The organism is Nocardioides sp. P5_C9_2, from assembly GCF_054049555.1.
In genome coordinates, this window is the sequence record NZ_JBFUMD010000081.1 from 1 (window position 1) to 10,445 (window position 10,445).

The window sequence follows — 10,445 nt, forward strand, 5'->3', positions numbered from 1 at the left end:
GCGTGGGTCCCTCCAAGCTCACCAAGTACGGCGACGACGTCCTCGCGCTCGTCTCCGAGGAAATCTGAAGAAATACTCATTAAATCGTTTGCCCATTACACGGGGCAGGCATTAGTTTCTTCTCAACAGCCCCGCGCACCCGACCACTGGCACTGGTCAGCGCCCGACGCCCCGAAGGAGGTGGCACCAGATGGAGATCTACACCAACACCATGACGGCCTCGACGCCGTCCTTCGGCATGCCCGTTGTCGCCGCCTCCCCGCGCGTTGCCGCTTCCTGCGCGCAGCAGCTCGAGACCGCTGTGACGACGTGGGCCCCCGTGGCCGGCATCGCCGTCATGGGCGCCGTCGACGCAGCGCGCGGCATCGAGCTCGACGCCGTCCGCGTCAAGGGAGCCTTCCCGGGTCCGACCGCCTGGAGACCACCGATCGTCTGAGAGCAGACGCACATCGGCAGCCTCCAGGCCGCGGAACCCACACCGGGATCCGCGGCCTTTCTGTTTCCCAGCACCGTCGGGGGACAGGTGGGCCGGATCCCGCAGACACATGAATTTCCTCTGCACCAGCGATCAGGTCCGAGAAGGAGGTGACACACATGACCATCAGTGTTCTCGACCGCAACCGGGCTGCCGACGCCACCCACGACCTGGGTGACCTGCACGACGCAGCTGCCCAGGTGGACGACGAGCTGCTGCCCTGCCGCACCAACAACGCAGAGCTGTGGTTCGCCGAGACCCCCGCGGATGTCGAGCACGCCAAGACCCTGTGCCAGGAATGCCCGGTCCAGGCGATGTGCCTCGACGGCGCTCTCGAACGGCGCGAGCCGTGGGGCGTCTGGGGTGGCGAGCTCTTCCTCCAGGGCGTGGTGATCCCACGCAAGCGCCCCCGCGGCCGACCCCGCAAGAACCAGAACGAGGTCGCCGCCTGACGGCGGTCCTCACCCCTTCCCAGGCAGGACCCTCGGACACACACATGACACTTCACACGGACGGATACGACATGAGCACCATGCAGGAAGACCTGGCGCGCGCACAGATGACCGCGCGCCTGGGAGAGGCGCAGCAGAACCGACGCGGTCACCAGCTGGCCCTGGCCCGTCGGATGAGCCGCAAGGCCGAGCAGGCTGCGCAGCAGGCGCGTCTCGCCCTCGCCCGCGCGATCTAGGGCCAGCCTCGCCCTGATCGCGGGTGATGCAGACGACAGCCGGCACGATCCACACGGATCGTGCCGGCTGTCGGCATCTCGGACGGGTAGCCTCGAGGCGTGACCGAGCAGCCGACGACGTGCGCCTTCTGCGGACGGCAGGGGAGCGGGGCCCAGACCCTGACCTGGACGACGTCGGTCGAGAACGGGCGTCGACGGACCTACTGCGAGGAGTGCTCGCGCTCGCACCTGCGATCCATCGAGGGCAAGCTCGACAGCGAGTGGTGGTAGGTCAGACCGCTTCGCCCCACGAGCACCCGCAGTGCGGGTGCCGCTGCCAGGCCCGGGCCTCGGGCACGAGGTCGGCGCCCACGGTCACCGTGGCCGACCAGGTCGACGGGGTGCCGCCGGCGTGCCAGGTGGCGACGTCGCGGGCGGCCCAGCCGAGAGCCACGGCGAGCAGGCCCGCGTCCACGCCCGGGCCGGGGACGAGCCGGCGGGCGCCCGGCTGACCAGGGCTGACCGGACCCGTACGCAGGTCGGTCGAGGCCCGGACGCAGCGCAGGCACGCCGTCAGTCCGGGGACCACGAACGGTCCGATCCGGACGGCGTCCGGCACGGCCACCACCGTGAGGTGCGGCCTCGACGCGACCACCCACGGATCGGCCGTGGCACAGTCAGCCGGCTGGTCGGTCACCAGCAGCACGACCTCGGCTCGCGGGGTCAGGCGCAACCCGGAGGTGCCGGCGAGGGACCCGACGTACGACTGCCACGGGTCGATCGTCTCGAGTCGCACGGGGACCGGGGCGGACAGGCGCATGGGCCCACGATGCAACGCGGAGGACGTCCGCGCACGCGGTCGTCCACAGGTGCGGGGACGGGGACCACGGCGCCACCCCGAGGTGACGCCGCCGGTCGCGTGGCCACCGCGCTCAGTGAGCGGGCAGGATCACGCCTTGCCGAGGATGCGGTTGAGGTTGGTGCCGCAGACGGGGCAGACGGCCTTGGCCATCCGGGTGCCCTTGTCGTTGACCTTGACCTCGCCCTCCGCCTCGCGCTTCTCCTTGCACTTCACGCAGTAGAACTCGCCGCTCCAGGTCTCCGCCATGGGGACTCCTCGCTTGATGATCATGCTGTCGTCGCGACGGGTGGGATGGGGAACCCGCGCGGGGCCGGAGCGTCGGGACACCCGGTCCGCCTGTGACCCTACCGAAACCGCCGCTCGGGGGTCAGTACCCTGCGGCCCATGGCCGACTACACGCACCTGCGCCTCGACCGTCCCTCCGCGGGCGTCGCCGTGCTCACCCTGGACAACCCCGACATGCGCAACGCGATGAGCGACGAGATGACCTCGTCGTGGGTGCGCGCCGTCGACGAGCTGGCGGCGGACCGCTCGCTGCGTGCCGTCGTCGTCACCGGCGAGGGCTCGGCCTTCTGCTCGGGCGGCAACACGTCGTGGATCTCCAGCGAGCCCGACGCCACCGTCGACCACCTGCGCGAGCGGATGCTGCCGTTCTACCGCGCGTGGCTCTCCATCCGGCGCCTGGAGGTGCCCACCATCGCGGCGGTCAACGGCCCCGCGATCGGGGCCGGGCTGTGCCTCGCGCTCGCCTGCGACATCCGGTACGCCGCCACGGGCGCGAGGCTCGGGGTGCCCTTCGTGAAGCTGGGGATGCACGCCGGCATGGCCGGCACCTACCTGCTTCCGCAGGTGGTCGGAGCCGCGCACGCGCGCGACCTGCTGCTGACCGGCCGGGTCGTGGACGCCGAGGAGGCGCTGCGCATCGGCCTGGTCTCGCGGGTCATCGACGCGGACTCCTTCGACACCGAGGTCCTGCGCACCGCCGAGGGCATCGCGGCCACCGCGCCCATCGCCACCCGCCTCACGAAGATCGCCCTGGCCGATGGAGGGCACGCCGACTTCGAGAGCGCCCTGCAGTGGGAGGCCCTCGCCCAGCCCGTCACCCTCGCGACCGAGGACCTGCAGGAGGGCATCCGAGCGAGCCGCGAGAAGCGTCCCCCGGTCTTCGGGGGTCGCTGAGCCGCGGGGACACGATCCTGCCCCGGCGCACTGTCCACCACTGTGGACGAGGCTGTGGACGAAGTTGTGGACAACGTGGGGACGACACGCCCACCACCTGGGGACGGAGCGGCGTGGCGAGCTGCTGAACGGTGACAATGGACGTCCGGTACGACGGACGCGAGAGGAGCGCTGGGCGTGACGCAGGACTACGCGGGAGGCCCGGTGGCCGCCCTGCGCCGGATCGCGTTCCTCATGGAGCGTGGCCGCGAGGAGACCCGCCGGGTGGAGGCGTTCCGCAGGGCGGCCGCGGTGATCCTGCCGCTCGACCCCGACGACGTCGCCGCCCGGGCCGCGGCCGGCACCCTGACCGACCTGCCCGGCATCGGCCCCAGTACCGGCACCGTGATCGCCGAGGCCGTGCGCGGTGAGGTTCCCGAGCGCCTGGGCAGGCTGGAGAAGCAGTACTCCGGCCCGCTGGCTCCCGGGGGGCGCGAGGTCCGGGCGGCGCTGCGTGGCGACTGCCACTCCCACTCCGACTGGTCCGACGGCGGCTCGCCCATCGAGGAGATGGCGATGACGGCGATCGAGCTCGGTCACGACTACCTGGTGCTCACCGACCACTCGCCGCGGCTGCGGGTGGCCAACGGGCTGAGCGTCGAGCGGCTGACCCGTCAGCTCGACGTCGTCGAGGCGGTCAACGACCACCTGGGGTCGGGGTTCAGCCTGCTCAAGGGGATCGAGGTCGACATCCTCGACGACGGTGCGCTCGACCAGACCGACGAGATGCTGGCCCGACTCGACGTCCGCGTGGCCAGCGTCCACTCCAAGCTGCGCATGGACGCAGGACCGATGACGCGGCGGATGCTGGCCGCCGTCGCCAACCCCTTCACCAACGTGCTGGGCCACTGCACCGGCCGCCGCGTCGAGGGCAACCGGGGCACCCGGCCGCAGAGCGAGTTCGACGCGCGCGCGGTGTTCGAGGCCTGCGTCGAGCACCACGTGGCCGTCGAGATCAACAGCCGACCGGAGCGCCGTGACCCGCCCACCCGGCTGCTCGAGCTGGCACGCGACACCGGCTGCCTGTTCAGCATCGACTCCGACGCCCACGCGCCCGGTCAGCTCGACATGCTGGACTACGGCTGCGAGCGGGCCGAGGAGGCCGGGATCGACCCGGACCGGATCGTCAACACCTGGGAGCGGGACCGTCTCCTGGCCTGGGCGAACCCGGCCGGACGCTAGCGTGGACGACGTGAGCACCCCCGAGGTCGAGGTACGCCGGTCCAAGCGGCGTCGGCGTACGGTCTCGGCCTACCGCGAGGGCGACCGCATCGTCGTCCTCATCCCCGCCGCGATGAGCAAGCGCGACGAGGCCCAGTGGGTGGCCGACATGGTGGCCCGGCTGGAGCGCAAGGAGCTGCGCACCCGGCCCTCCGACGAGCAGCTCCTCGCCCGGGCGACGATCCTCAACGACACCTACTTCGGCGGGCTGGCCACGCCGTCGAGCGTGCGCTGGGTGACCAACCAGCAGCAACGGTGGGGTTCCTGCAGTCCCGGCGACCGGTCGATCCGGCTCTCCGAGCGGCTCCAGGGGATGCCGTCGTGGGTGGTCGACTACGTGCTCGTGCACGAGCTGGCCCACCTGCTCGAGCACGGCCACGACGCGAAGTTCTGGGCCTGGGTCGACCGCTTCCCGCGAGCCGAGCGGGCCCGCGGCTATCTCCTGGGCTGGTCGGCCGCGGCCAAGGTGGACCCGCCGGCCAGCGAGACCGAGGACGACGCCGACACCGAGATCGACTGAGCCCGGCGTCAGCGGCGCAGGCGCGCCACGCCCTGCTCGATGAGCCGACGCATGTCGTCGTGCACGTCGGGCAGTCCGCCCACCGGCCACCAGCGCACGTCGAGCGACTCCTCGCTGACCCGGTGTGCCCCGTCGCGGACCGTGGTGGCGAGGAACCGGACGTCGAGGTGGTGCACGGTGGTGCCGGGCGAGCAGAACTCCACCGCGTGCTCGTCGAGGTTGAGCGGCTCGGGGTCGAAGTCGAGGTCGGTGAGGCCGGACTCCTCGTGGGCCTCGCGCAGCGCCACCCCGCCCAGGGTGGTGTCGCCCGGCTCGGAGTGACCACCGAACGCGAACCAGCTGTCGGCCTTGCGGTGGTGGTTGAGCAGCACCGCGTCGGCCTCCGGGGTGAGCACGAGGGTGCCCGCGGTGAGGTGGTCGGGCAGGCAGCCCCGGGCCATCGCGTCGGGTCGCGCGTCGAGGAGGGCGACGAAGCGCTCGCGCAGGTCGGCATCGCGCGTGGTCGGGGGAGTCCACCCGGCCAGCACGGCCCGGGCGTCGGAGTGCAAGGAGGTCACTCGGTCGGTCGGTCGGGCGTGGTGTCCCCGTCGGCGGGCGGGCCGTCGAGCAGGTCGCGGAGCCCGGCCTCGAAGTCCGCGTCGGTCAGCGACTCCGGCGCCACCGCGGTCTCGCGGAAGCCCAGCGGGTCGTCGAGGTCGGCGCCCGTGGGCAGCAGGTCGGGGTGCATCCATACGCCGTCGCGACCCTCGGTGCCCTGGCGGGTGCGCAGCGAGCCCCACAGGGTGGAGGCGTCGCGCAGCCGGCGCGGGCGCAGCTCGAGGCCGACCAGGGTGGCGAAGGTCTGCTCCGCCGGCCCACCGGCGGCGCGGCGGCGGCGTACGGCCTCCTGCAGCTTGGTGGCGGACGGCATCCGCTCGTGGGTGGCCTGGCCGACCACCTCGTCGACCCAGCCCTCGACGAGGGCGAGGGTGACCTCGAGGCGCTCCAGCGCCTCCTGCTGGGCGGGGGACTTGGACAGGTCGAAGAGCCCGCCCTCCATCGCCTCCTGCATGGCGGCGGGGTTCATCGGGTCGATGCCGCGCAGCTTCTCCTCCATGCCGGAGGTGTTGATCYCGATGCCCCGGCCGTAGTCGGCCACGGCACCGATGAGGTGCTCGCGGAGCCACGGCACGTGGGCGAAGAGCCGTTGGTGGGCGGCCTCGCGCAGGGCGAGGTAGAGCATCACGTCGTCGGCGCTCACGTCGAGCTCCTCGGCGAAGGCCGCGACGTTGAGGGGGAGCAGGGCGGCCTTGCCGGCCGGGCCCAGCGGCAGCCCGATGTCCGAGGCGCCGAGGACGTCGCCGGACAGCTCGCCGACGCCCTGGCCGACCTGGGTGGCGACCATCGCGCCGGTCGCCTTGCCCAGCATGCCGAGCAGCGGGCCCGCCATCGCCCGCGCCTCCTCGGGCAAGGCGTTGCCGAGCGCCGCGACGGTCGAGCCGGCGACGGGCTCGACGAGGCGCTGCCAGACGTCGAGGGTCTCCACGATCCACTCGGCACGGCTCCACGCGGCGGTCGAGGTGACGCCGGAGGAGAAGTCGGTGGTCTCGTCGAGCCAGTGGTCCGCGAGACGCACGGCGTCGGCGACCGCGTCGCGCTGGGCCTGGCTGGGGGTGGGGTCGGGCGACTGGGCCGCGACCTTGCGCGCGATGTCGGCGACGACGGCCCAGTTGATCGGACCGTCGTGGGGCTGCATGAGGGACTGCATCTGCGCCATCAGGGCGGACAGGTCGGGCATGCCGCCGCCCGCTCCGCCCACCAGGCCTCCGAACAGGGCCTCGAAGGGCGTGCCCTTGAACGGGTTCTGCTCGTCGGGTCCGTCGCCAGGGTTGCTGCTCATGTCCTCCACGGTACTCACCGGGGCCACGCCTCCCTAGACTCCGGGCATGAGTGCCAGCCAGGTCGTACGCCTCGTCGACATCCGCGAGGTGCCGCTCGACGTCTCCGAGGTCGTGGACGCCCTCGACGACCACGCCGCGGGTGGGCTCACGCTCTTCGTCGGCAAGGTCAGGGACCACGACGGGCCGGCACAGGCGTCCGGCGAGGGGCCTGCCGCCGACAAGCCGGTCACCAGCCTCGACTACAGCGCCCACCCCACGGCCCTGGCGCGGCTGCGCGAGGTGTGCGAGCGGATCGCGGAGCAGTACGACGTCCACGGCGTCGCGGCCGTGCATCGCGTGGGGCACCTCGAGCTGGGGGACGTCGCCGTCGTCGTGGCGACCACGGCCAGCCACCGGGGCGAGGCCTTCACYGCGTCCAAGGCCCTCATCGACACCCTGAAGTCCGAGGTGCCGATCTGGAAGCACCAGCGTTTCGCGGACGGCGATGAGGAGTGGGTCGGCCTACCCTGAGCCCGTGGAGATCCTGTGGTGGCTCGTGCCCCCGGTCGTGGTGGCCATCGGCGCGATGGCCTGGGTGGGCTGGCTGGGCCGTGAGGGCCGCGGCGAGATCGACCGTGACCAGCAGATCGAGCGCCTCACCCGCGCGATGGAGCGGGACCTGCCCACCGCGCGGGGGCCGCGACCGGTCCGCACCCAGGACCGCAGCACGGGCATCGCCGTCCGTCCCACGCGTGACCAGGGAACAGGGACCGATCGCCGACGCGCCTCGTGACCCCATCCTGCGGGGCGGTCACCGCGCGGTGACTTTTCCCTGTTTGAGAGGGTGACGGCATGAGTCAGCGGACGAAGGGGGCCCTCCTCGCCCTGCCGCTGTTGCTCGCCCTGATGGTCCTGGTGGCGGTCCAGCCCCTGCCGTACGTCACGTACAGCCCGGGCCCGACCGTGGACATCCTCTCGACACGCGACGGCGAGGAGACCGTGCAGGTCGCCGGTCACAAGGCCTACCGCGACGACGGCGAGCTCCGGCTCACCACGATCTACGTGGACCAGCCGCAGGAGAAGGTGACCCTCGAGCGCCTGGTCGCGGCCTGGCTGGACCCGACGGAGGCGGTCTACCCACGCTCGTCGGTCTACGCGCCGGACGAGACCGACGAGACCAACGACACCGAGTCGGCCGTCCAGATGGTGTCGTCGCAGGACGCCGCGGTGGCCACCGCGCTGAAGGAGCTCGGCTACGACGTACGACCGGTCGTCGAGGTGCTCAACGTGCAGGAGGACTTCCCGGCGGCGGGCCGGCTCCAGGTCCGCGACGTCCTCCAGGAGATCGGCGGGCGGACGATCAAGACCCCCCAGGACGTCATCGACGCCGTCGACGCCGCACCGGCGGGTCGTCCGCTGGCGTTCACCGTGCTGCGCAAGGGCGCGCAGGTGGACCTCGAGGTGACTCCCAAGGAGATCGGCGGCGACAAGCGCATCGGGATCACCCCCGGCCTCGGCTACACCTTCCCCTTCGACGTCAGCGTCGACATCGGCGAGGGCATCGGCGGCCCCAGTGCCGGGCTGATGTTCTCCCTGGCCATCTACGACACCCTCACCCCGGGCTCGCTCACCGGCGGCGAGGTCGTCGCCGGCACCGGCACCATCGACGGGAGGGGTCGCACCGGCCCCATCGGTGGCATCCAGCAGAAGATCGCCGGCGCCGAGGCGGCCGGTGCCCGCCTGTTCATGGTGCCGGTGGGCAACTGCCCGGACACCACGGACCTGGACTCCGGCGACATGCGCCTGGTGCGCGCCGACACGATGCACGACGCCGTGGACGCGATCAAGACCTGGGTCGACGACCCCGACGCCCCACTCCCGACCTGCGAGGAGCAGTCATGACCGAGATCTCGATCCCGCAGGATCCTGCACTGGCCGCGGCCGTGCTGGAGATCGAGAACCACATCGCCGGGTCCGGGTGGGACCAGCCGGCCCGCCTGTACGCCCTGGTCGAGACGTCGCGCATCGTCGCGCAGGAGCCCGACCTGGCTGCCGCGATGGGCCTGGACGCCGCCTCCGCCGACGGCTCGTTCACCCCCGTGGAGCAGGACGCGCTCCCGCCCGAGCAGGCCCTCGAGGTCGCCCTCGAGTCCATCGTGTGGCCCGACGACGTCGCGGGCTGTGCCGCGGTGGTGGAGCGCCTGGTGCTGCCTCCCGAGGTCGACCCCGAGATACCCGCCGACCCCGCTGACGCCGAGCGCTTCGCGCGCGAGCACCCCCTGCGCCAGGAGGTGCGGATCGTGGCGGGTGCCACCCGCGCCGGTGCGACCTACTGCGCGCTGCGCCTGCGCGCCCACGACGATGACCAGTCGGTGGTCGATGGGACCGAGCTCGTGCCGGGCCTCCTCGACCTCCTCCGCAGCACCCTCGAGGGAGACACCCAGTGAGCGGCACGTTCGACCAGCCCGACAAGAGTGCGCAGCAGGAGCCTCCCCAGCGCAGYCGCTCCCGAGCCCTGGTCATCACCGCGGCCGTGCTCGTCGTGGCGTTCATCGCCCTGACCGGCTTCTCGTCGTTCTGGACCGACCGGATGTGGTTCGGCTCGGTCGGCTACTCCGAGGTGTTCAGCACCCTGCTGTGGACGCGGGTGGGGCTCTTCCTGGTGTTCGGCGGGCTGATGGCGGTCGTGGTCGCCCTCAACATCTACCTGGCCTACCGGTTCCGACCGTTCTTCCTCAACGCCGCCGCCGCCGACCTCAACCTCGAGCGCTACCGCGACGCCATCACCCCGATCATGGGCTGGCTGCTGGCCGGCATCTCCCTGCTGATGGGCGCCTTCGCCGGCGCCTCGGCCACGGGCCAGTGGCGCTCGTACTCCCTGTGGCGGCACAGCCAGTCGTTCGGCACCTCGGACCCGTACTTCGGTCGCGACGCCGGCTTCTACGTCTTCAGCCTCCCGTGGTGGCACTACGTCACGGACTTCGCGATGGCGCTGGCCATCATCGGCCTGATGGCCGCCGCGATCACCCACTACCTGTACGGCGGTGTCCGGCTGTCGGCGAGCTCCGAGCGCGTCTCGGGTGCCGCGCAGGTGCACCTGTCGGTGCTGCTCGGCGTCTTCGTCCTGGCCAAGGCGGCCGACTACTGGCTGGACCGCTTCGACCTGGTGACCGGGTCGGGCTCGCTGTTCACCGGCATGGGCTACACCGACGACAACGCGGTGCTGCCGGCCAAGGAGATCCTGACCGGCATCGCGCTGATCTGCGCCGTGCTGTTCTTCCTCAACATCTGGCGGCGCACGTGGCTGCTCCCGTCGCTCGGCATCGCCCTCTTCGCGCTCTCGGCGATCCTGCTCGGGCTCATCGTCCCCGGCGTCGTCCAGCAGTTCCAGGTGAGCCCCAACGTGCCCGACAAGGAGGGCACCTACATCTCCGCCAACATCGAGGCCACGCGGCAGGCATATGACCTCGAGGACATCGAGGTGCAGTCCTACTCGAGCGAGCCCAACACCACGGGCGGCGACCTGGCCGCCGCGGACGCCGCGACCTCCTCGGTGCCGCTCGTCGACCCCAAGGTCGTCAGCCAGACCTTCGAGCAGCAGCAGCAGGTCCGCGCCTACTACT

General features: G+C 71.8%; 16 protein-coding genes. 12 read left to right on the top strand and 4 right to left on the bottom strand.

Annotated elements, in window-relative coordinates:
* Window positions 1–190 precede the first annotated feature (190 nt).
* The 4 genes from ACXJKL_RS06205 to ACXJKL_RS06220 all read left to right on the top strand — a co-directional run bounded on the left by ACXJKL_RS06205 (window position 191) and on the right by ACXJKL_RS06220 (window position 1,433).
* Window positions 191–436 (top strand): hypothetical protein, encoded by a 246-nt coding sequence (locus ACXJKL_RS06205; protein WP_457206189.1) that lies wholly within the window; start codon window positions 191–193, stop codon window positions 434–436.
* Between the two features lie 158 nt (window positions 437–594).
* Window positions 595–927 carry a WhiB family transcriptional regulator gene (locus ACXJKL_RS06210; RefSeq protein WP_457206190.1) on the top strand — a complete coding sequence of 111 codons (333 nt, stop codon included), beginning with the start codon at window positions 595–597 and terminating at the stop codon, window positions 925–927.
* A gap of 44 nt (window positions 928–971) precedes the next feature.
* Complete coding sequence (locus ACXJKL_RS06215; protein WP_107772226.1) at window positions 972–1,163, top strand: hypothetical protein; 192 nt, start codon at window positions 972–974, stop codon at window positions 1,161–1,163.
* Window positions 1,164–1,262: 99 nt separating this feature from the next.
* Window positions 1,263–1,433, top strand: coding sequence for a hypothetical protein (locus ACXJKL_RS06220; RefSeq protein WP_457206191.1), 171 nt, complete (start codon window positions 1,263–1,265; stop codon window positions 1,431–1,433).
* Window position 1,434: 1 nt separating this feature from the next.
* Here the strand turns inward: ACXJKL_RS06220 and ACXJKL_RS06225 are convergent, their stop codons facing one another.
* Together ACXJKL_RS06225 and ACXJKL_RS06230 are read right to left on the bottom strand one after the other, a co-directional pair.
* Entirely contained in the window at window positions 1,435–1,962 is a 528-nt protein-coding gene (locus ACXJKL_RS06225) for a hypothetical protein (RefSeq protein WP_457206192.1), read from the bottom strand.
* Window positions 1,963–2,091: 129 nt separating this feature from the next.
* A complete protein-coding gene (locus ACXJKL_RS06230; protein ID WP_011754982.1) occupies window positions 2,092–2,250 on the bottom strand; it encodes a DUF5679 domain-containing protein in 159 nt (52 codons plus the stop codon).
* Window positions 2,251–2,388: 138 nt separating this feature from the next.
* Here ACXJKL_RS06230 and ACXJKL_RS06235 point away from each other — a divergent pair, with 138 nt between their 5' ends.
* From ACXJKL_RS06235 to ACXJKL_RS06245, 3 genes are all read left to right on the top strand, one after another.
* On the top strand, window positions 2,389–3,183 hold the full coding sequence (locus ACXJKL_RS06235; RefSeq protein ID WP_457206193.1) for an enoyl-CoA hydratase/isomerase family protein: 795 nt from the start codon (window positions 2,389–2,391) through the stop codon (window positions 3,181–3,183).
* A 177-nt stretch (window positions 3,184–3,360) separates the two neighbouring features.
* Window positions 3,361–4,404 (top strand): PHP domain-containing protein, encoded by a 1,044-nt coding sequence (locus ACXJKL_RS06240; RefSeq protein ID WP_457206194.1) that lies wholly within the window; start codon window positions 3,361–3,363, stop codon window positions 4,402–4,404.
* 10 nt (window positions 4,405–4,414) lie between these two features.
* The gene (locus ACXJKL_RS06245; RefSeq protein WP_457206195.1) at window positions 4,415–4,963 is read left to right on the top strand and encodes a M48 metallopeptidase family protein; all 549 of its coding nucleotides are present in this window, start codon (window positions 4,415–4,417) and stop codon (window positions 4,961–4,963) included.
* A gap of 8 nt (window positions 4,964–4,971) precedes the next feature.
* Here ACXJKL_RS06245 and ACXJKL_RS06250 read toward each other — a convergent pair whose 3' ends face one another.
* Window positions 4,972–5,520: an NUDIX hydrolase gene (locus ACXJKL_RS06250; protein WP_457206196.1), complete on the bottom strand. Its 549-nt coding sequence runs from the start codon at window positions 5,518–5,520 to the stop codon at window positions 4,972–4,974.
* A complete protein-coding gene (locus ACXJKL_RS06255) occupies window positions 5,517–6,842 on the bottom strand; it encodes a zinc-dependent metalloprotease (protein WP_457206197.1) in 1,326 nt (441 codons plus the stop codon). Before ACXJKL_RS06255 ends, ACXJKL_RS06250 begins: the two co-directional genes overlap by 4 nt.
* A 46-nt stretch (window positions 6,843–6,888) precedes the next feature.
* Between ACXJKL_RS06255 and ACXJKL_RS06260 the strand changes: the two genes are divergently transcribed.
* From ACXJKL_RS06260 to ACXJKL_RS06280, 5 genes are all read left to right on the top strand, one after another.
* The gene (locus ACXJKL_RS06260) at window positions 6,889–7,353 is read left to right on the top strand and encodes a molybdenum cofactor biosynthesis protein MoaE (protein WP_457206198.1); all 465 of its coding nucleotides are present in this window, start codon (window positions 6,889–6,891) and stop codon (window positions 7,351–7,353) included.
* Between the two features lie 4 nt (window positions 7,354–7,357).
* On the top strand, window positions 7,358–7,615 hold the full coding sequence (locus tag ACXJKL_RS06265; protein WP_457206199.1) for a hypothetical protein: 258 nt from the start codon (window positions 7,358–7,360) through the stop codon (window positions 7,613–7,615).
* A 59-nt stretch (window positions 7,616–7,674) separates the two neighbouring features.
* Window positions 7,675–8,724: a YlbL family protein gene (locus tag ACXJKL_RS06270; protein WP_457206200.1), complete on the top strand. Its 1,050-nt coding sequence runs from the start codon at window positions 7,675–7,677 to the stop codon at window positions 8,722–8,724.
* Window positions 8,721–9,269, top strand: coding sequence for a PPA1309 family protein (locus tag ACXJKL_RS06275; protein ID WP_457206201.1), 549 nt, complete (start codon window positions 8,721–8,723; stop codon window positions 9,267–9,269). The genes ACXJKL_RS06270 and ACXJKL_RS06275 overlap by 4 nt, the downstream gene beginning before the upstream one ends.
* Window positions 9,266–10,445 (top strand): UPF0182 family protein (locus ACXJKL_RS06280; protein WP_457206202.1); only part of this gene is annotated, 1,180 nt, incomplete at its 3' end. The genes ACXJKL_RS06275 and ACXJKL_RS06280, both read left to right, overlap by 4 nt.